Annotated in this window: 17 protein-coding genes; 3 read left to right on the top strand and 14 right to left on the bottom strand. The window is 65.7% G+C overall.

Annotated features, from left to right (window positions below; genetic code table 11):
- Positions 1-46: 46 nt before the first annotated feature.
- From J2R99_RS11135 to J2R99_RS11145, 3 genes are read right to left on the bottom strand one after another with little or no spacing between them, the layout of a single operon-like run.
- On the bottom strand, positions 47-1,261 hold the full coding sequence (locus J2R99_RS11135; RefSeq protein WP_370872418.1) for an ABC transporter substrate-binding protein: 1,215 nt from the start codon (positions 1,259-1,261) through the stop codon (positions 47-49).
- 57 nt (positions 1,262-1,318) lie between these two features.
- Positions 1,319-2,032, bottom strand: a complete 714-nt coding sequence (locus tag J2R99_RS11140) for an ABC transporter ATP-binding protein (RefSeq protein ID WP_092810471.1) — start codon at positions 2,030-2,032, stop codon at positions 1,319-1,321.
- On the bottom strand, positions 2,029-2,790 hold the full coding sequence (locus tag J2R99_RS11145) for an ABC transporter ATP-binding protein (RefSeq protein WP_307154554.1): 762 nt from the start codon (positions 2,788-2,790) through the stop codon (positions 2,029-2,031). Before J2R99_RS11145 ends, J2R99_RS11140 begins: the two co-directional genes overlap by 4 nt.
- 350 nt (positions 2,791-3,140) lie before the next feature.
- Between J2R99_RS11145 and J2R99_RS11150 the strand changes: the two genes are divergently transcribed.
- Positions 3,141-3,536, top strand: coding sequence for a VOC family protein (locus J2R99_RS11150; RefSeq protein WP_307154555.1), 396 nt, complete (start codon positions 3,141-3,143; stop codon positions 3,534-3,536).
- 88 nt (positions 3,537-3,624) lie between these two features.
- Here the strand turns inward: J2R99_RS11150 and J2R99_RS11155 are convergent, their stop codons facing one another.
- From J2R99_RS11155 to J2R99_RS11200, 10 genes are all read right to left on the bottom strand, one after another.
- Entirely contained in the window at positions 3,625-3,852 is a 228-nt protein-coding gene (locus tag J2R99_RS11155) for a formate dehydrogenase subunit delta (protein ID WP_307154556.1), read from the bottom strand.
- Positions 3,842-4,681: a formate dehydrogenase accessory sulfurtransferase FdhD gene (fdhD, locus tag J2R99_RS11160; RefSeq protein WP_307154557.1), complete on the bottom strand. Its 840-nt coding sequence runs from the start codon at positions 4,679-4,681 to the stop codon at positions 3,842-3,844. Before fdhD ends, J2R99_RS11155 begins: the two co-directional genes overlap by 11 nt.
- A 26-nt stretch (positions 4,682-4,707) precedes the next feature.
- Positions 4,708-7,587: a formate dehydrogenase subunit alpha gene (gene fdhF / locus J2R99_RS11165; protein WP_307154558.1), complete on the bottom strand. Its 2,880-nt coding sequence runs from the start codon at positions 7,585-7,587 to the stop codon at positions 4,708-4,710.
- Between the two features lie 17 nt (positions 7,588-7,604).
- On the bottom strand, positions 7,605-9,179 hold the full coding sequence (locus J2R99_RS11170) for a formate dehydrogenase beta subunit (RefSeq protein ID WP_307154559.1): 1,575 nt from the start codon (positions 9,177-9,179) through the stop codon (positions 7,605-7,607).
- Positions 9,176-9,655 (bottom strand): formate dehydrogenase subunit gamma, encoded by a 480-nt coding sequence (locus tag J2R99_RS11175; protein WP_307154560.1) that lies wholly within the window; start codon positions 9,653-9,655, stop codon positions 9,176-9,178. Before J2R99_RS11175 ends, J2R99_RS11170 begins: the two co-directional genes overlap by 4 nt.
- A gap of 121 nt (positions 9,656-9,776) precedes the next feature.
- Complete coding sequence (locus J2R99_RS11180) at positions 9,777-10,688, bottom strand: LysR family transcriptional regulator (protein ID WP_307154561.1); 912 nt, start codon at positions 10,686-10,688, stop codon at positions 9,777-9,779.
- A 183-nt stretch (positions 10,689-10,871) separates the two neighbouring features.
- Complete coding sequence (locus J2R99_RS11185) at positions 10,872-12,602, bottom strand: OFA family MFS transporter (protein WP_307154562.1); 1,731 nt, start codon at positions 12,600-12,602, stop codon at positions 10,872-10,874.
- A 310-nt stretch (positions 12,603-12,912) separates the two neighbouring features.
- Positions 12,913-14,988 (bottom strand): sensor histidine kinase, encoded by a 2,076-nt coding sequence (locus J2R99_RS11190; protein ID WP_307154563.1) that lies wholly within the window; start codon positions 14,986-14,988, stop codon positions 12,913-12,915.
- A gap of 15 nt (positions 14,989-15,003) precedes the next feature.
- Positions 15,004-16,422 (bottom strand): sigma-54-dependent transcriptional regulator, encoded by a 1,419-nt coding sequence (locus tag J2R99_RS11195; RefSeq protein WP_307154564.1) that lies wholly within the window; start codon positions 16,420-16,422, stop codon positions 15,004-15,006.
- Between the two features lie 150 nt (positions 16,423-16,572).
- Complete coding sequence (locus J2R99_RS11200; protein ID WP_307154565.1) at positions 16,573-17,796, bottom strand: ROK family transcriptional regulator; 1,224 nt, start codon at positions 17,794-17,796, stop codon at positions 16,573-16,575.
- 377 nt (positions 17,797-18,173) lie between these two features.
- Here J2R99_RS11200 and J2R99_RS11205 point away from each other — a divergent pair, with 377 nt between their 5' ends.
- Positions 18,174-19,118, top strand: a complete 945-nt coding sequence (locus J2R99_RS11205; protein WP_307154566.1) for a carbohydrate kinase family protein — start codon at positions 18,174-18,176, stop codon at positions 19,116-19,118.
- Positions 19,119-19,183: 65 nt separating this feature from the next.
- Here the strand turns inward: J2R99_RS11205 and J2R99_RS11210 are convergent, their stop codons facing one another.
- A complete protein-coding gene (locus J2R99_RS11210; RefSeq protein WP_307154567.1) occupies positions 19,184-19,435 on the bottom strand; it encodes a DUF1127 domain-containing protein in 252 nt (83 codons plus the stop codon).
- Positions 19,436-19,729: 294 nt separating this feature from the next.
- On the opposite strand from J2R99_RS11210, the gene J2R99_RS11215 reads away from it, so the two are divergent.
- Complete coding sequence (locus J2R99_RS11215) at positions 19,730-20,641, top strand: LysR family transcriptional regulator (protein ID WP_307154568.1); 912 nt, start codon at positions 19,730-19,732, stop codon at positions 20,639-20,641.
- Positions 20,642-20,672 lie beyond the last annotated feature (31 nt).

The raw sequence follows: 20,672 nt of genomic DNA on the forward strand, positions 1-20,672 counted from the left end.
AGAGAGGCCCGGGCGGCGACGCCGCGCCGGGCCGTTTTACGGGCGATCAGTTGCTGACGAGCTTGCAGCTGCCCTTGTCGAGCGGCTGGAAGGCCTCATCGCCAGGGATCGTCTTGACGATGTTGTAGTAGTCCCACTTGCCTTCCGACTGGTCCGGGCTCTTCACCTCGACGAGATACATGTCGTGGACCATGCGGCCATCCTCGCGGATCTTGCCGTTCTCGGCGAAGAAGTCGTTGACCGGCATCGTCTTCATCTGGGTGACGACGGCTTCGCCGCCGTCATCGTCGATCTCGTCCACGGCTTTCAGATAATGCGTGACGGCGGAATAGACGCCGGCCTGCACCATCGTCGGCTTCTGGCCGTTCATCTTCTCGGCGAAGCGATCGGCGAATTTGCGCGTCTCGTCGGTGCGGTCCCAGTAGAAGCCCGTCGTCAGCGTCAGACCCTGCGCGACATCGAGGCCGAGGGCGTCGACATCGGTGATGAAGCCCAAAAGTGCCGCGAGCTTCTGGCCGCTCTGGACGATGCCGAAAGAGTTCGCCTGCTTGATCGCGTTGGTGGTGTCGCCGCCGGCGTTGGCCAGGCCGATGACATCGGCGCCGGAGGCCTGCGCCTGCAGGAGGAAGGAGGAGAAGTCGGAGGTGGAGAGCGGGTGATTGACGGAGCCCAGAACCTCGCCGCCATTCTCCTTCACGACGGCGGAGGTGTCCTTTTCGAGCTGATGGCCGAAGGCGTAATCGGCGGTCAGGAAGAACCAGCTCTTGCCGCCCTGTTCGACGACCGCCTTACCGGTGCCGACCGACATGGCGTAGGTGTCGTAGGTCCAGTGCACGAAGGTCGGGGCGCATTGGTCGTTGGTGAGCGCGGTCGAGCCGGCGCCGGAATCGAGGAAGGCCGTGTCCTTTTCCGAGGTCACCTGCTGCACGGCGAGTGCCACCGACGAGGTCGGCACGTCGACGATGACATCGACGCCGTCCTGGTCGATCCATTCGCGCGCGATCGATGAGCCGACATCGGGCTTGTTCTGATGGTCGGCGGAGACGACTTCGATGTTGGCGTCGCCGACCTTGCCGCCGAAATCTTCCACCGCCATGCGGGCAGCGACGACGGAGCCTTCGCCGGAGAGATCGGCATAGAGGCCGGAGCGGTCGTTGAGGACGCCGATCTTGACGACGTTGTCGGAAATCTCTGCCTGCGCTGCGCCCACCATCGCGGCAAGTGCGGCAAGCGCTGTTGAGGCCAGTGCGACCGATTTGATGCTCATTGAGTTTCTCCTCTCGCTTGGACTTTTTGTCTTGTTCCCGGGCGCCGTCCGTTACACGCCCAGAAGTTCGTTGAGTTCGCCCATGCGCGTCTTGATGTCGTCGCGCTGGTAACGGTCGACGACGCGGCCATGCTCGATGACGTAGTGACGGTCGGCGAGGCGGGCGGCGAAATGGAAGTTCTGTTCAACCAGCAGAACGGTGAAGCCGAGCTCCTGCAGGCGACGCACGCTGGCGCCGATCTGCTGGACGATGACGGGGGCGAGGCCCTCCGTCGGCTCGTCGAGCAGCAGGAGCTTCGCTCCGGTGCGAAGAATGCGGCCGATCGCCAGCATCTGCTGCTCGCCGCCGGACAGGCGGGTGCCGGAGGCGCCGAGAAGCCGCTCCTTCAGGTTCGGGAAGAGCTCGTAGATTTCCGGGATGGGCAGGCCGCCCTTCTGCACGACGGGGGGCAGGAGAAGGTTCTCCTCCACGGTGAGGCTCGCAAAGATGCCGCGCTCTTCCGGGCAATAGGCGATGCCGCGGCGGGCGACCTTGTCGGGCTTCAGGTCGATGAGTTCCTGGTCGTCGAAGCGGATCGAGCCGGTGCGCCGCCCGACGAGGCCCATGATGGAGCGCAAAGTCGTCGTTTTGCCGGCGCCGTTGCGGCCCAAAAGGCTCACGACCTCGCCTTCGCGGACTTCGAAATCGACGCCGTGGAGAACGTGGGATTCGCCGTACCAGGCATTGAGATCGGAGACTTCGAGGATGGTCTTGCGCACGCTCATGCCTCCGCCTCGTCGCCCGTGCCCATATAGGCCTCCCGGACCTCGGGGTTTTGTGAGACCTCGTCGTAGCTGCCCTCCGCCAGGATCTGGCCGCGCTGCAGGACCGTGATCGTGTCGGAGAGGTTGGCGACGACTTCGAGATTGTGTTCCACCATCAAGACAGTGCGGTTTTGCGCCACCTGGCGGATGAGATCGGAGACGCGGGCGATGTCCTCATGGCCCATGCCGGCCATCGGCTCGTCGAGGAGCATGACCTTGGGTTCGAGGGCCAGCGTCGTGGCGATCTCGAGTGCGCGCTTGCGGCCATAGGGCATCTCGACCGCCAAAGTGTCGGTGAACTCCGACAGGCCGACGGCTGAGAGAAGCTCGTAGGCGCGCTCGTGCAGCCGCTCCAGAACCCGGCTCGATTTCCAGAAATGGAAGGAGAGGCCGGTCGGGCGCTGCAGCGCGAGACGGACGTTTTCGAGCGCCGTCAGATGCGGAAAGACCGCGGAGATCTGAAACGAGCGCACGAGGCCGTCGCGGGCCACGTGATGCGGCGTCGACCGGGTGATGTCGTGGCCGGCGTAACGGATCGTGCCCGAGCTCGGCTGCAGAAATTTGGTGATGAGGTTGAAGCAGGTCGTCTTGCCGGCGCCGTTCGGACCGATGAGAGCATGGATCGTGCCCTCACGTACCCCGAGATTGACGCCATCGACCGCCGTGAAGCCGGCAAAATACTTCGTGAGATTCTCGGTTTCGAGAATGAATTCCGACATTTCCCCGCCTGGTCACAGTTGCCCATTGCGCAGCGGGTTTGCGGGGAAGCACTTCAATCCTCCCTGCGGCCCCGCCGTCTTTTGTTCACAGCAGCCGCGGAGCGGTTCTTTGTTTTATTCCGCTCGGTGCATGTTGTCGCATCGGTTTGCCTGAAACTTCAAGTCAGATTGGGTGAGGGATGCAGAGATTTTCTGAGAAACACCGGCTGACGTAGGGTCGCGAAAGGGTTTTTCTTGCGCCTTCCCGGTTCGTTGACGGTGATGAGGGCGCGGTGGCATATCGGCCAGCAGCCGGCCTGACGAGACGCCGGCGCGAGCCCAGAAAAAGCGGCGAAGGCAGCGAGGCGAAGGTGGCCAAGAATATTCACATGATGATCCGCGTGCTCGAAGAGGAGCGCTCGGTGGCATTCTACGACAAGGCGTTTGGCCTCAAGATCGCCGACCGTTACGAGTTCGACGGCTTCACGCTCGTCTATCTGGCAAACGAAGAAAGCGAATTCGAGCTGGAGCTGACGATCAACAAGGGCGAAAGCACACCTTATGATCTCGGCAACGGCTACGGGCACATGGCCGTATCCGTCGGCGACCTCGATAAAGAGCATGCGCGTATGCGTGAGGCCGGGCTAGCGCCGAAGGACATCAAGGAAATGGTGCATCAGGGCGCGCCCTTCGCGCGCTTCTTCTTCATCGAAGATCCCGACGGCTACAAGATCGAGGTTCTCGAGCGCGGCGGCCGGTTCAAGTGAACTCAGCGCGCAGCTGAAACCCGGCCTCCGGCGCGAACCGGGCGTCGGCTTTCGGGATGGTGTTCGAAAGGGGCGGGTGCGCCCCTGTTCAGGCGCGCTCGGGCTTCGGCTGGCGGATCATCGGGGCGGCCTCGACGACGAGGGGGTCGAGGCCGGTGCCGCCCGCATCCAGGATCTCGAAGAGTTTTGCGCGCATGCGCGGTTCCCAGAACGAGTTGATGTGGTCGGCGACGCCGGCGGCGGCCTCATGTTCCGGCCGGCTCTTGAAGAAGGTGGCGATCTGGTTCGCCATATAGGCGAGTTTGTCAGGCGACATGGGTGAGCCTCGCCGAGGTTTCGGGCGTGCCGGTGATGCGGCCCGGATGGGTGAAGACTTCAAAGTCGCGGTCGCGGACGATGGCGACGAGGGTGATGCCGGCGGCCTCCGCCATGCGGACGGCAAGTGCCGTGGGGGCCGAGACGGCAAGCAGGATCGGGCTGCCGGCGACGGCCGCCTTCTGCACCATTTCGACCGAGACGCGGCTCGTCAGCACGATGGCGCCCTGGGCGGCAGGGATCTCGTGGCGGGCGAGGGCGCCCGCGAGCTTGTCGAGAGCGTTGTGGCGGCCGACGTCTTCGCGCACCGCGACGAGGCCTTCGCCCGGAACGTAAAGGCCGGCGGCATGCACGGCGCGCGTTGCGGCATGCAGCGGCTGGGCGCGGGAGAGCGCGCCCATGGCTCGGGCGATTTCGGCGGGCGACAGGGTGAGATCCGAGGCGGGGACCGGCGGCGGCTGGCGCACGGCGCCTTCCAGGCTTTCGATGCCGCAGAGCCCGCAGCCGACGGGACCGGCAAGGCGACGGCGGCGTTCGGCGAGATTTTCGTCCGCATCGTCGGCAAGCATGATCTGCACGTCGATGCCGGCTTCGAGTTCGACGATGTCGACGGCGTCGATCGCTTCCGCCGTATCGATGATGCCTTCCGTCAGTGTGAAGCCGACGGCGAAATCGACGAGATCGGCAGGTGTCGCCATCATCACCGCCTGGGTGGTGCCGCCATAGGTGAGGGCGACGGCCGTCTCTTCCGGCAGATCGCGTTCGCCCGGCCGCGCCTTGCCGAGGCGGTGGGCGATGCGGGCGACCGGGTGATGGGTCTTTTGCGTCATCCTCGCTCCCTCATTCGGCGCCTCTCTCACTCGGCCGCTTCCATCGCCGGGGCGATGCGGCGGGCCTGGCGGGTCTGCTCCTCATATTCCTGCTGCCAGTCGCTCGGTCCGTTCGACAGCGCGACCTGGACGGCGGTCACCTTGTATTCCGGGCAGTTGGTGGCCCAGTCGGAGAAATCCGTGGTGATGACGTTCGCCTGCGTGCCCGGGTGGTGGAAGGTCGTGTAGACGACGCCCGGCGCGACACGGTCGGTGATGCGGGCTTTCAGCGAGGTCTCGCCGGAGCGGCTGGCGAGCCGCACCCAATCGCCGTCCTTGATGCCGCGCTGTTCGGCGTCGTGGGGATGGATTTCGAGGCGATCTTCCTCATGCCAGACGGTGTTCGCGGTGCGCCTCGTCTGCGCGCCGACATTGTACTGGGTGAGGATGCGGCCGGTCGTCAGAAGGAGCGGGAAGCGCGGGCCGGTCTTTTCGTCCGTCGCCACATATTCGGTGACGACGAATTTGCCCTTGCCGCGCTGGAAGCCGCCGACATGCATGACCGGCGTGCCCTTCGGTGCCTTGTCGTTGCACGGCCATTGCACCGAGCCTTCCTTTTCCAGGAGGTCGTAGGTGACGCCTGCAAAGCTCGGCGTGGTCGCCGCGATCTCGGCCATGATCTCGCGCGGATGGGTGTAGTTCCAACCGCAGCCGAGCGCGTTCGCCAGAAGCTGCGTCACCTCCCAATCGGCATAGCCGTTCTTCGGCGCCATGACGCGGCGGACGCGGTTGATGCGCCGCTCGGCGTTCGTAAAGGTGCCGTCCTTCTCCAGGAAGGTGGAGCCCGGCAGGAAGACATGGGCGTAATTCGCCGTCTCGTTCAGGAAGAGGTCGTGGACGACGACGCATTCCATGGCGGCGAGGCCGGCGGCGACATGCTTGGTATCGGGGTCGGACTGCAGGATGTCCTCGCCCTGGATGTAGATGCCGCGGAAGGAGCCGTCGACGGCGGCATCGAGCATGTTGGGGATGCGCAAGCCCGGCTCGTCGTCGAGCGTCACGTTCCAGAGCTTTTCGAAGATGTCGCGCGTCGCCTCGTCGGAGATGTGGCGGTAGCCCGGCAGCTCATGCGGGAAGGAGCCCATATCGCAGGAGCCCTGAACGTTGTTCTGGCCGCGGAGCGGGTTCACGCCGACGCCGGCACGGCCGAGATTGCCGGTCGCCATGGCGAGGTTGGCGATGGCCATGACGGTGGTCGAGCCCTGGCTGTGTTCGGTCACGCCGAGGCCGTAATAGACCGCACCGTTGCCGCCGGTCGCATAGAGACGTGCCGCGCCGCGGATGGCGGCGGCCGGCACGCCGGAGATTTTTTCCACCTCTTCCGGTGAGTTGCGCGGCTCGGAGACGAAGGCCGCCCAATCCTGGAACTCGTCCCAGTCGCAGCGCTCGCGGATGAAAGCCTCGTCGAAGAGGCCTTCGGTGACGACGACATGGGCGAGCGCGGTCAGGACCGCGACGTTGGAGCCCGGCTTCAGGGGCAGGTGATAGGACGCCTCGATATGCGGCGAGCGCACGAGATCGATGCGGCGCGGATCGATGACGATGAGTTTTGCCCCTTCGCGCAGACGCTTCTTGAGGCGGGAGGCGAAGACCGGATGGCCGTCCGTCGGATTGGCGCCGATGAGGATGACGACGTCGGTCTTCTCGACGCTGTCGAAATCCTGCGTGCCGGCGGAGGTGCCGAAGGTGGTCTTGAGGCCGTAGCCGGTCGGCGAATGGCAGACGCGGGCGCAGGTATCGACATTGTTGTTGCCGAAGCCGGCGCGCACCAGCTTCTGGACGATGAAGGTCTCTTCGTTGGTGCAGCGCGAGGAGGTGATGCCGCCGAGCGCGCCGCGGCCGTATTGATGCTGGATGCGGCGGAATTCCGACGCCGTATGGGCGAGCGCCTCTTCCCAGGAGACCTCGCGCCAGGGATCGGTGATTTTTTCCCGGATCATCGGGTTGAGGATGCGATCCTTGTGATTGGCATAGCCATAGGCGAAGCGGCCCTTGACGCAGGAATGGCCGCGGTTCGCCTTGCCGTCCTTGTAGGGGACCATGCGGATGAGTTCCTCGCCGCGCATCTCCGCCTTGAAGGAGCAGCCGACGCCGCAATAGGCGCAGGTGGTGACGCGCGCATGCTCCGGCAGGCCGTTGTCGATCACCGATTTTTCCTGGAGCGTCGCCGTCGGGCAGGCCTGGACGCAGGCGCCGCAGGAGACGCATTCCGATGCCAGGAACTCTTCGTCCTGGCCGGCGGCGACCACGGAGCCGAAGCCGCGGCCTTCGATCGTCAGCGCGAAGGTGCCCTGCACCTCCTCACAGGCGCGCACGCAGCGCGAGCAGACGATGCATTTCGTCGGATCGAAGGTGAAATAGGGATTGCTCTCGTCCTTCGGCCGGTAGCGCGGGTTCGCCTCGCCGTTGTTCCTCGCCTTGACGTGGTTGGCACCGTCATAGCCGTAGCGCACGTCGCGCAGGCCGACCTCGCCCGCCATGTCCTGGAGCTCGCAATCGCCGTTCGCCGCGCAGGTGAGGCAGTCGAGCGGGTGGTCGGAGATATAAAGCTCCATGACGCCGCGGCGGATCTCCTTGAGGCGCGGCGTCTGGGTGTGCACGACCATGTCGGGGGCGACCGGCGTGGTGCAGGAGGCGGGCGTGCCGCGCCGTCCCTCGATCTCGACGAGGCAGAGGCGGCAGGAGCCGAAGGATTTCACCATATCGGTGGCGCAGAGTTTCGGCACCTGGATGCCAGCTTCTGCGGCGGCACGCATCAGCGACGTGCCGGCCGGGACTGTGATCTCGAAGCCGTCGATGGTGAGGGTCACCGTCTCTTCGGAGGTGGAGGCGGGGGTGCCGTAGTCGATTTCGTGGATGAGGCTCATCAGGCTGCTCCTCGGCTCTATTCGGCGGCTTCGGCGAAGGGGGTGGGGCGGAAATCGTCGGGGAAATGTTCGATCGCGCTCAGGACCGGAAAGGGCGTGAAGCCCCCGAGAGCGCAGAGCGAACCGAAGCGCATGGTCTGGCAGAGGTCGGTCATGAGGGCGATCTGCGCGTCAGGATCCTCGCCCGCCGCGATCCTGTCGACGACCTCGACACCGCGGACGGAGCCGATGCGGCAGGGGGTGCACTTGCCGCAGGATTCAATGGCGCAGAATTCCATGGCGAAGCGGGCCTGCTTCAGCATGTCGACGGTGTCGTCGAAGACGACGATGCCGGCATGGCCGATCAGGCCGTTCTTCGCGGTATAGGCTTCGTAATCGAAGATCGTGTCGAAGAGGGCGCGCGGAAAATAGGCGCCGAGCGGGCCGCCGACCTGCACCGCCTTGACCGGGCGGCCGCTTCTGGTGCCGCCGCCGATCTCGTCGACGAGTTCGTGCAAGGTGAGGCCGAAGGCGATCTCGAAGAGGCCGCCATTCTTGACGTTGCCGGCGATCTGGATCGGGATCGTGCCATGCGAATGGCCGACGCCGAAATCGCGGAAGAATTCCGGCCCGTGGTCGAGGATTGCCGGCACGGTGGCAAGCGAGATGACGTTGTTGACGACGGTCGGGCGGCCGAGAAAGCCTTCATGGGCGGGAAGCGGCGGCTTGGCGCGCACGACGCCGCGCTTGCCTTCCAGGCTGTTCAGGAGCGAGGTCTCCTCGCCGCAGACATAGGCGCCGGCGCCCATGCGGATTTCCATGTCGAAGGCGTGGCCGGAGCCCAGAATGTCGGGGCCGAGAAAGCCGTGGCTGCGGGCAATGGCGATCGCGTCGCGCATCGTCGCAATCGCATGCGGGTATTCGGAGCGGGTGTAGACGTAGCCGCGCGTCGCGCCGGTGGCGAGACCCGCGATCACCATGCCCTCGATCAGCATGAAGGGGTCGCCCTCCATGATCATGCGGTCGGAATAGGTGCCGCTGTCGCCCTCGTCGGCGTTGCAGACGATGTATTTCTGCTCGCCCCTGGCTTCGGCGACGGTCTTCCATTTGATGCCGGTCGGAAAGCCGGCGCCGCCACGACCGCGGAGACCCGATTTGATCATCGTCTCGACGATCTCTTCGGGCGTCATCATGACGGCGTTGCGCAGCCCCTTCAGGCCGCCATGCGCCTCGTAATCGGCCGGATCGAGCGGATCGATGATGCCGCAGCGCGCGAAGGTGAGGCGGGTCTGCCGGGCGAGAAAGGGGATTTTTTCCGTTTCGCCCTGGGCGAGGGGGTGGTCGGCGCCCGTGAGAAAGCCCGCATCGAAGAGGGAGGCGACGTCGCCCGGCGCGACCGGGCCATAGGCGAGGCGGCCTTCCTCGGTCGCGACCTCCACCATCGGCTCCAGGAAGAAGAGACCGCGGGAGCCGTTGCGGATGAGGCGGATATCGAGACCGCGGGCCTCCGCCTCGCGGGCGATCTCGGCTGCGACCTTGTCGGCGCCGAGCGCCAGCGCGCCGGCATCGCGCGGGACGTAGACCTTCACGGGGTCTTTGACGGGATCGGTCATCGCTGGGCCTCGTCGAGAAGCGGGGCGAGGCGGGTTTCGTCGAGGCGTCCGGTCACCTCGCCGTCGAGCATCGCGGCTGGGGCGCAGGAGCAGAGGCCGAGGCAGTAGACGGGTTCGAGCGTGACGGCGCCGTCGGGCGTCGTCTCATGCCAGTCGATGCCGAGCGCTGACCGCACGCGGTCGGCGATTTTTTCGCCGCCCATCGACTGACAGGCCTCGGCGCGGCAGACTTTCAGGACATGGCGGCCGGAGGGGGTGTGGTGGAAGTCGGGATAGAAGCTGACGACGCCATGGACTTCGGCGCGGCTCAGATTGAGGCGGTTCGCGATGACCGGCACGGCCTCTTCCGGCACGCAGCCGAACTCTTCCTGCAGGTCGTGCAAGATCGGCAGGAGCGGGCCTTCGAGGGCGGCATTGTCATCGACGATCGCTATGGCACGGACGGCAATGTCCGCTGCGCCTGACTGGGCAGTCATTCTTCCTCCCATGGCCGGCGATTGTTTTTGCCGGATTTCTTATTGCGGTAATTTTGACGCGCGACGTCATGTCTTATCAATAGCGTTATCCCGTCGACTGATCGGGAAAACCTATCGAGCGCTAGGCAGAGGGCTGTTTGTCTCGGGGCAGAAGCTGCGAAACCTTGCGGGCTTCCGCGAGAAGTGCGGCGAGAACCGGTGTGTGCGGTTCGCGGTAGGCGGCGACGAGGCCGATGCTTTCCGCGGCTTCCGGCTCCACGATCGGGATGGCCGTCAGATTGTCCAGGCGGCCGAAGGCGTCCACCAGCCGCCAGGGCATGACGCTCGACCAGCGGCCGGTGCGCACATGCGAGAAAAGGGTGATGACGGAATTGGATTCGAGCGTCGGATTGGCGCTCGCACCGGCCTCGCCCATCTTCTGGTTGACGATGCGGCGGTTCTGCATGTCGGGCGTCAGCAGGCAGAGGGGTGCGTCCGCGACCTCTTTCCAGGTGATGCTCTTTTTGCCGGCATGCGGCCCGTCCGCCTGGGTGACGAAGGCGTAGCGCTCCTCGTAGAGCGGCACGGTGGTGACGCGGCCGAGCGGCTCGTTGTCGAGATAGGTGATGCCGACATCGATCTCGAGATTTTCCAGAAGCGACAGGATCTCGATCGACGTGCGCGACAGGACGGTGAAGGTGATGCCGGGATGCGCCTCGGCGAAGGGCGTCGTCAGCTCGGAGACGGCGGAGAGGGCCGTCGGGATCGCGGCGATGCGCAGATGGCCCGAAAGGCCGTGGCGCGCGGTCCTCAGATCCTCCTGCATGGAGCGGACGTCGCCGACGATGCGGCGCGCCCATTCGAGCACCCGCTGGCCTTCCGGCGTCAGCCCCTGATAGCGCGAGCCACGGAACACCAGCATGACGCCGAACTGATCTTCGAGCTGCTTGATGGCGGAGGAGAGCGTCGGCTGGGTGACCCGGCAATCCTCGGCGGCACGGCCGAAATGCTTCTCGCGGGCAAGCGCGATGAACATTTCCAGCTTGTCGATCATAAGCGTCTCCCGCCGCCTGGCGGATCTTCGGTCCGCCCGCGACGTGCCCACGATACAGGATGCGGGCGTTGAGAAAAGGCGGCCGAGCCAAGCGCCCGGCAATGGCAATGAGAGAGGGCCGGGCGTGACGCCCCGCCTGGGAGACAAAAGACGGCCGGGCATGACGCCCGGCCGCAAGTTCCGTCATTCGGCCGCGGCGACGACGCGCCCTTCGATCTCTTCCGTCGTCTCGTCGATGTGATGCTTCTCGTGCACCGGACGGACGAGCGAATTGGCGATGAGCGCGAGCACCAGGAGCCCCGCCATGCAGTACATGGTGGTGTTGTAGAGGCTCGGCGTCGGATCGACGGTGCCGGCGGGGGCGATCTCCATCAGCCGGCCGATCGTCACCGTATGGGTGGCGATCAGCTGGTCGAGCTGGTCGATGCCGGCGCCGAATTTCTCCCGGAAGACGGAAGGATCGATGCGGGCGGCGACATCATGGATGGCGCTCGACAGGGACATTTCGCGCAGCTGCGTGATGGCGAGAGGGCCGAGAACGCCCGCCGTGCTCCAGGCCGTCAGAAGCCGACCATGGATGCCGCCCACATATTTGGTGCCAAAAATGTCGGCGAGGTAGGCCGGGATGGTGGCGAAGCCGCCGCCATACATGGTGAAGATGATCATCGTCGCGGCGTAGAACATGACGAGCCATGTCACCGCCGGATCGACGCTCACCTGCTGGGCCGCAAACGGGATCGACAGATAGAGGATCGTGCCGAGAACGAAGAAGCAATAATAGGTGTTCTTGCGGCCGATATAGTCCGACGCCGAGGCCCACAGGAAGCGGCCGATCATGTTGAACACCGAGATCATGAAGACGTAGGTCGCCGCGAAGGCGGAATTCACGATCAAGGGCAGGGTGGTGCCAAAAATCTCCGTCATCATGGTCTTGGCGACGCCGATGACGCCGATGCCGGCCGTGACGTTGAAGCAGAGCACGATCCACAGAAGATAGAATTGCGGCGTCTTCAGCGCCTGGTCGATGTGGACGTCGTTGTCGGAGATCATCTTGCGCTGGGCGACATGCGCGGCGGCAGGTTCCCAACCGGCCGGCTTCCAGCCCTCCCGCGGTACGCGGTAGGAGAAGGAGGCGATGACCATGACGATGAAATAGATGATGCCGAGGGTGAAGAAGGTCATCGCCGCGCCGGTGTTGCCGGTGCCGGCGACGTAGATGCCGGGCTCGATGGCGACGGGTGCCGCGGCAACCTGCTTGGCGCCGGCGACGACGACCTCGACCATCTGGCCGTTGACCTCGGCCATGCGGCGGCCGCCTTCGGTGACGAGGGAGACGGCGCTTTCCGGCCCGAGATAGGTCGGGACCTCGTAGAAGGTGCGCAGCAGAAATTCCTTGATCGGCGTGGCGATCATGGCGCCGCCGCCAAAGCCCATGATGGCCATGCCGGTCGCCATGCCGCGCCGGTCCGGGAACCAGCGGATCAAAGTCGAGACGGGCGAGACATAGCCGAGGCCGAGGCCGCAACCGCCGATGACGCCGTAGCCGAGATAGACGAGCCAGAGCTGGTGGGTGACGATGCCGAGGCCGCCGACGAGGAAGCCGCCGCCCCAACAGGCCGCAGCGACGACGCCGACCATGCGCGGGCCGACTTCTTCGAGCCACTTGCCGGCGAAGGCCGCGGCAAGGCCTAAGAAGACGATGGCGACGGAGAAGATCCAGACGACGGATTGCAGGCTCCAATCGCCGGCGGAGGCGGCGACGACGCCGAATTCACGCGTCAGCGGCGGGTTGAAGATACTCCAGGCATAGACGGAGCCGATGCACAGATGGATGGCGATCGAGGCCGGCGGGACCTTCCAACGGTTGAAGTTCTCGCCAGCGACGATGTGTTCCTTCTTGAGGCTGTCGAACATGTCGCGATTTTCCCTCCCGGGCCCGCCCCGCCGTGCCGCGTGACCGCGGTCTTTCGGCAAGTGAGCGCCCCTTGTCGTTTCCTCCCTGCGCAGGACGTGGCTGCGCAGCGCCCGCCCGTTTTTTCGGCGTGGCGCGAGAAGGCTACGCAAGAGGGATGCCAGACCGGGGGAAGCGAGAAAGCGGCGGTTTTCCGGGATTTTTGTCGAGGGGCAGAGGGACAAAAGGTCCCTCGGGCGGGAAGCGACGTCAGCAAAAATAGGACAAATTGTCTCTGTGACGCCGAGATTGTCGCGACGTGACTTGGAGCCGTCAGCGCGCCTCGGGCAGAAAAATCACGAAGATCGTGCCTTCGCCCGGCGTGCTTGTGACCGTCAGAGTGCCGCCCTGCTGGACGATCAGCGTCTGGCTGATCGAGAGGCCGAGGCCGGTGCCTTCCTGGCGCTTGGTGGTGAAGAAGGGATCGAAGATTTTCGAGAGCACCTCCGGCGGGATGCCGATACCGGTGTCTTCGACCGCGATCTGAATGCCCGGCGTGCCGTCGCGATCCGTATCGGAGGTCGCAATCGTCAGCCGGCCGCCGTCGGGCATGGCGTGGATGGCGTTGACGATGAGGTTGACCAGCACCTGCTGCAGCTCGGTGCGGTTCATGAGGACGAGGCGGGTGGCGGTGTCGCGGCGCGCGACCTCGATCTCCGCCTTGTTGAGGAGATGCTGGACGAGGGGCAGGCAGTCGGCGACGACGTCGGCGGGGGCGTGGCGGTCGACGAAGCCCGCATATTCCTCCGGCCGGGCGAATTGCAGGAGTTTCGTGACGATCTGGCCGATGCGGTCGATCTGTTCGTCGATGAGGCGGATCTCCGTTTCGGCGGGGACGGCGGCCTCGCCGAGGATCGAGCGCATGACTTCGAGATTGCCCTGCATGACGGCGACGGGATTGTTGATCTCGTGGGCGACGCCGGCCGTGATCTCGCCGATGGCGGCGAGCTTTTCCGACATGATGAGCTGTTTCGTCGTCGCCTCGAGCTGGCGGTTCGCTTCGCTCAGCTCGCGCGTGCGGTCCGCGACGCGGGCGTTGAGCTCCTCGTTCCAGGAGCGGAGTTGCCGGTCGCGCTCCTGCACCTGATCGAGAAGCCCGTCGAGATGGGCGGCGACACGGGCGATCTCGTCTTCATTGTCCGGAAGGGCGGTGCGGGCGCTCATATCGCCGGCCTCTACCTTGGAGATCGTCTCCGTCATGCGCTCCAGCGGGCGGAAGACGGAGCCCGCCCAGCGCAGGAAGAGCGGCACGCTCAAGGCGGTGACGGCGGCGAAGGCGGCGATGAGGGTGAGAAGCGAGACGAGCTTGGTGCGCTCAAACGGAGCTTCCAGGAAACCGACATAGAGCATGCCGACGCGGCGCCCAAAACTGTCGGTGATCGGCTCGTAGGCGGAGATGTACCAGTCGTTGACGACGAAGGCGCTGTCGAGCCAGACGCGGCCTTCGCCGAGGACGGCGGAGCGCACGGCGGCGGAAACCCGGGTGCCGAGGGCGCGCTTGTCCTCAAAAAGCCGGACATTGGTGGAGACGCGCACATCGTCGAGGAAGAGGGTCGCCGTGCCCTGGCTGCCGGCGGGCAGGCTTTCAGCGCGATAGACGAGGTCGTTGATCGTATCGATGAAGACGAGGTTCTGGTTGAGGAGAAGGCCGCCGACGAGGGCGGCGGGGCCCTGCCCGGGTAGGCGCACGGGACTTGCCGAATGCACGACCATGCCGCGGGTTTCGGCCGTCTCGTCGGTCGGCACGGCGTTGGGCGTGTCGATGAGGGGGAGACGCGCCTGCGCGGCAAGCGCCGGCGAAATGGCGGCGAGCTCGTCGCCCGAAAAGATGTCGATCGCCGTCGTGGGCTTGCCGGCAAGGGCCTTTTGGACGACCGGCCGGTCGCCCGAAAGGTTCGGGGCTGCGCCTGCGGGGGAGGTCGCGTGCACACCGTCGCCGGTGCTGACGAGATAGAGGAAATCGAGGCCGAGCGCCTTGCGGCTCTTCTCCAGATAGGCGGCGAGGGGGGCGGGGGCATCCGCCTCGATCACATCCCGGAATTCGGCGGACCGGCCGAGCGCGTCGATCTCGTCGCCGGTCGTCTCCAGGATGCGGTTGAAATACTGGTCGGCGATGGTGAGGTCGCCATGCACCTTCGACTTCAGAAGCTGGTCGAATTTCGCGTTCCAGCGAACGATGGTGACGCCGAGAAGAAGCGGCAGGATGACGAAGGTCGGCAAAAGCGCGATCGCCAGGAGGCGGAAGCGAACGGAACGGTGGCGGCCGATTTTTTCGGGACTGGACCGCGCAAGGTCGGGCCGCGCAAGGTCGGGCTGCGCAAGAGCGGGCTGCGCCGGCTCAGACGTCATCTCAGCGGCCCCAGCTCAGATGTTCCAGGCTGAGCATTTGCGGTCGATGGTCTTGCGCGAGACGCCGAGACGGCGGGCGGCTTCGGCGCGGTTGCCGCCGGTCGCTTCGAGAATGCGCAGGATATGGCGGCGCTCCACCTCTTCGAGTGCTTCTCCGGGCTCGCCGGCGACTTCGGGGGCGTGCGCGCCTTCTGTGCCCGTGGCGGGATCGCCGCGAAATTCCGGCGGGAAGCGGCCGAGGATGAGCGAGCGCTCGATGAGGTTTCTGAGCTCGCGGACATTGCCGGGCCAGTCATAGGCGGCGAGGCCCGCGCGCACGGCGGCATCGATTTCGACCGGGGGCATGCCGAGCTGCTTCGACAGGCGCTGCATGAAGAGGGTGGCGAGCTCGATCACGTCCTCACCGCGGGCGGCGAGCGGCGGCATGGCGATCTGCATGACGTTGATGCGGTAGAAGAGATCGGTGCGGAAACGGCCCTCTTCGACAGCGGCTTCGAGGTCGGCATTGGTGGCAAAGATGAAGCGCACATCGACCGGCACCTCGCGCTCCGAGCCGACCGGGCGCACACGCCGGTCTTCGATCGTGCGCAGGAGCTTGCTCTGCATGGCCAGCGGCAGTTCGGCGATCTCGTCGAGAAAGAGCGTACCGCCATGGGCATGGATGAAGAGGCCCTCGCGGCCCGCATCGGCGCCGGTGAAGGCGCCTTTCAGATGGCCAAAAAGCTCCGCCTCCAGCATGTCGGTCGGCACGGCGGCGCAATTGACGGCGACGAAGGGCTTGTCGGCGCGCTCGGAGAGGGCGTGGATGGAGCGCGCCGCCACCTCCTTGCCCGTACCGGACTGGCCGGTGATGAGAACCGAGGTCGGCAGGGGCGCCACGCGGGCGATGGTGTCGCGCACCTCGCCGATGCCGGGGGAATGGCCGATCAGCTTGTCGCGCAGAAGCATGTGATCGGCGGTGGAGCGCAGTTCGTGGCGCAGGACATGGATTTCGCGCTGCAGACGGATGCGGTCGAGGCAGCGCGCGACGGCGTTGAGGATCTGGTTGGAGCGAAAGGGTTTCAGGACGAAATCGACGGCGCCGGCGCGCAGCGCCTGGATCGCCGTTTCGAGATCGGCATAGGCGGTGATCAGGATCGCATCGGCGAAAAGGCCGATCTCGCGCTGTTCTGTCAGCCATTCGACGCCGCTCTTGCCGGGCATGATGTTGTCGAGAATGACAACGTCGAAATGGTGCTCGTCGAGCCTTCTGGAGGCTTCGGTGGTGTCGGCCGCCTCTTCCAGGCGCTTGCAGCGGGGCTTCAGCGTGCGGACGAGAAAATTGCGCATGCCCGGCTCGTCGTCGACGACGAGGATCGAGGCCTGAGCGAGCCAGGGTCCGAATTCGGGAACGCGCGGCGCAGGCTCAACGCTGCGCGCGGCAGTGAGGCTCATGGGGCGAGGCTCATGGACGGTCCTCAAGCGGGTTTCCTCGGTTTCTCCCGAGGAGACCCCCCGAGAGAAATCGTTTTCTTGTTTGCAGCCATGATGGGCACAAGCCGGCCGGAATGCAAAGAGCGGGCGGACAGTGCGTGTGGGAGGCGGCTAGTCCGCGAGCGAAGACGCGGCTTCGGCGTCGCTCTGGCGCGCGATCGTCTGGCGCACGAGGAGGTCGGTGTTGGGTGAGAAGCGCGCCTGGAGCGGCAGCATTGCGGCGCCCAGAACGCGGGCCATCGGCCCGACGGAGCCGGAGACGATCTCGGCGGGGGTGAGGCCGAGACGGTTGAAATGCTGCACCGCTTCGGCGAGGCGCTGGGTGATGCGGGTGCGCCAGGCCGGCGGCAGCAGGCCGTCGACCACGATCGTCTCAAAATCGATGACGCTCATGGCCGATATGACGGCGCGCGCCATTTCCTCCGCCGCCTGTGTCGCCCACGCGTCGAAGATCTTTGTAGCACCTGGAATGTCGTCGCCGCGCAGAAGCGCCTCGCCCGGGTCGATCCCCTCCTCGGTGAAGGCCTGTTGCAGCTGGATGATGGAGGCGGTGTGGATGAGCTGCTGCGGCGCGCCCGTGGCGCCTTGATGGGCGGTCGGCATGGAGCCGATGGCGCCGGCGTTGAACTGCTCGCCGCGATAGAGCTTGCCGTCGATGACGATGCCGCCACCGATGAAGGTGCCGAGATAAAGGTAAAGCGCACTGCGGCGGGTGACGGCATCGCCCAGGATCACTTCCGCGGCACAGGCGGCCGTCGCGTCGTTGTGGAGGGAGGCGGGGAGGCCGGTCGCCTCCTGCAAGGCGGCGGCGACATCGATGTCGCGCCAGGCGTCTAGGGCGCCCGGCGCCAAATCGAGTTCCGTCGCCCAGGCCTCAAGCTCGCTCGGCATGGCGATGCCGAGGCCGACGACGCGCTTTCTGGAGGAGGCGTCGAGGGAGGTGAGAAGATCGCTCGCCTGGGCGATGGCGAGACGGACCGTCTCCTCCGGCAAGGGCGCGTAATAGCTTTCCTGGGCGGAGCCGATCACCTCGCCCAGAAGATTGACGAGGATCGCCTCGACGCTGCGGCGGCCGATCTTGACGCCGAGCGAGAAGGCGCCCTGCGGATTGGGTGCGATCGGGGTGGACGGCTGGCCGACCTGGCCGCGGACCTTGTCGCGCTTGATGAGGAGACCTTCGGCCAGGAGACGGTTGACGATGACGGAGGCGGCCTGGCCGGAGAGGCCGGTCTCGCGCGCGATCTCCGCCTTCGACAGGGCGCCGGCGCGCAAGAGCGCGTGGATGATCAGCCGCTCGTTGTAGGCGCGCAGCCCGGTTGTGTCTCCGCCTCGCATCTCGCCGTGCCTTCGCAGTCCTTGCGGTTCGTCCTCTTGCGGCAGCGCAGGCTAGCCGAAAGAAAATTAAAAAACCAATGTGATTTAGTTATTGACTTTGAAGATCCGATGTGGATGGGTGCGTGAGCCATGGCTGCCGGTCAGGCGGCGCTGCGCTGCCTATCTCTGGGGGCCGGCTCGTGTGGAAGCCGCCGGCCCGAGCGCGGCGCCGCCCGCTCGCCCGGCCTGTCGAGTGCGGCTTGGGGCCATGTTCTATGGCCTAGGACGCGCGACCCGGCGGAAATGACAAGGCGGGGTGATAAGGCCTACAAAGAGGCCGCCGGAGGGGAGGAGAAGATGCAGCGAGGCTTCGTTCAAACCCCGGCGGGAGCGGCCTGATGTTCGTCGTCTGCGGCGAGGCGCTCTGGGATCTTTACGGTTCGGACAAGGGCGAAGGGCTCTCCTTTGACGCGCGCATCGGCGGATCGCCTTTCAACGTCGCCGTGGGGCTCGCCCGCCTCGACCAGGAGGCGGCGCTTTTCACGGGACTTTCGACGGATCTTTTGGGCGAGAAGCTCTTTGCGGCGCTCAAGACCGAAGGTGTGGAGACCGGATTTCTTCTGCGCTCCAGCCGACGCACGACCTTGAGCCTGGTGACGCTCGGCAAAGACGGCTCGCCCTCTTACGCGTTTTATGGAGACGGGGCGGCGGACCGGGCCGTCAACCTTTCCGATCTGCCGGTCTTCAGTCGCGACATCTGGGGCGTGCATGCCGGCTCGTTTTCGCTTGTCACCGAGCCGATCGGCACGAGCCTCCTGTCGCTTCTGGGGCGAGAGGCGGGCGAGCGGCTGGTGACGCTCGATCCCAATGTGCGGCTCAATGTGGAGCCGGATCTCGCGCTCTGGCGCGAACGCCTGGACGCCTTCCTGCCGACGACGGATCTCGTCAAGGTGAGCGAGGAGGATCTGGGGCTTCTTTATCCGAGCGCGCCGCCGGCCGAGACCGCCGAGCGCTGGCGCGCCGCGGGCGCGACCCTGGTCGTCGTCACCTATGGCCGGGAAGGGGCGGAAGCCTTCGGTTCATTCGGACGCGTGTCCGTCAAAGGCTCCGAGGTCGACGTGGTCGATACGGTCGGCGCTGGCGACAGCTTCATGGCCGCCTTGATTGCCGGCCTGGCGGAGCGCTCGACGAAATCGCGCGAGGCGCTTTCCAGGCTGCGCCGGGACGAGGTGGAGGCGCTCATCGCCTTTGCCACTGAGGCCGCCGGCATCACCTGCGGACGCCGCGGTGCCGATCCGCCCCGGCGGGCGGAGCTTGGTGCGGCCGCCAGCCAGGACGGGTGATGGAGGTTTTCGGGCGGCCGTTTTACGGGCGGTCCGGGGATGGCCGGCCGCCGGAGATCGGCAAATCAGGCGCGGGAGCGGCCGTAGGCACCCTCATAGGCCACGCGGCGGATCTCGCTGCGGTCAAAGCCCATATCGGCGAGGTCGCGGTCACGATAGCCTTCCAGCTCGCGAACGAGTTCGCCGTACTGGTAGCGCTGCTTCACGGATGTCCAGGCGCGCGAGAAGAGGGTGCGGGCGCCTTCGCCCATCGATACGGTCGAGGCCGGTGCGCTGAGGGGCCCGGAGGCGGGGCGTGCGAGAGTGAGGGTCTTCATGTGGCTTCTCCATCATGGGACGGCAGGGGGAATTGCCGTCTGAAATTCCGGTTCGTGTGCCGGCAGCATGCCTTCGGTGGCTTTTGCCGGCCTGTGTTGCAGTGCGGTGGTTGCTTGCAGCCGTTCTTTGGTGCGCTTCCACGAACCCGTTTTTATCTTGATGGTGTCGGGCCCTACGCCGACATTGCGGCGCATCATAATCGTGCTGTGTTGCACAAATAATGACGGCGGAGGCGCTTGCGAAGGCGTCCTTGGGTCAAAGGGGCTGTGACCCAGCTGCAAAGCCGAGGTGTGATGGAACTTCCGAGCCAGATGATCCTGTTTGCGACCGTGGTCGAGAGTGAGAGCTTTTCGGCGGCCGCCCGCTCGCTCGGCCTGACGCCATCGGCCGTCAGCCGGCAGATCGGCTTTCTGGAGGATCGCCTGAAGGTAAGGCTTCTCAACCGCAGCAAGCACGGCCTGTCGCTGACAGAGGAGGGGCGCGCCTTCTACGAGCGCTGCGCCGATCTCGCGGCCAGGGTGTCGGAGGCGGAAAACCTTGCCACCGCGATCAGCGGTCAGCCGGTCGGGGTGTTGCGGGTCGCAGCCACCGTCGCCTTCGCCAAGGCGCAGCTTCTGCCGATCATGCCGGAGTTCATGGCGCGCTATCCGGAGCTCAAAGTCTCGCTCGAGGTGACGGACCGCCCGATCGATCTCGCGGCGGAGGGGATCGACGTCGCCATCCGCTTCACCGAGCAGGTGGAGGACAGTTTTGCGGTGGCGCGCAAGCTTGCCCGCAACCGGCGGGTGATCTGTGCCGCGCCGGCCTATCTCAAGCGCGCCGGCACGCCGACGACGCGCCAGGATCTCGCGCATCACAATTGCCTGCGCCTGTCGACGGTGACGCGCTGGAACGACTGGCATCTGGAAGGGGCGGAGGGGACCGATCCCGTTCCGCTCACCGGCAATTTCGAGGCCAACAGCGCCGATGCGATCTATCACGCGACGCTTTCAGGCCTCGGGATCGCCCGGCTTTCGACCTATCTCGTCGGCGAGGATATCAAGGCCGGGCGGCTCGTCAGGCTCCTGCCGGATTATGCCGACGACGGGTCGGACATTCTGGCGCTCTATTCGGAGAAGCGGAATCTGTCGCCGCGGGTGCGCGCGTTCATCGATTATCTGAGTGCACATTTCGGCAGCGTGCCGCCCTGGGAGCGCGAAGAATAGATGCGCCCTGCCGCATCAGGAAACTTGAGAG

Source organism: Rhodopseudomonas julia (assembly GCF_030813515.1).
GTDB lineage: Bacteria > Pseudomonadota > Alphaproteobacteria > Rhizobiales > Afifellaceae > Afifella > Afifella julia.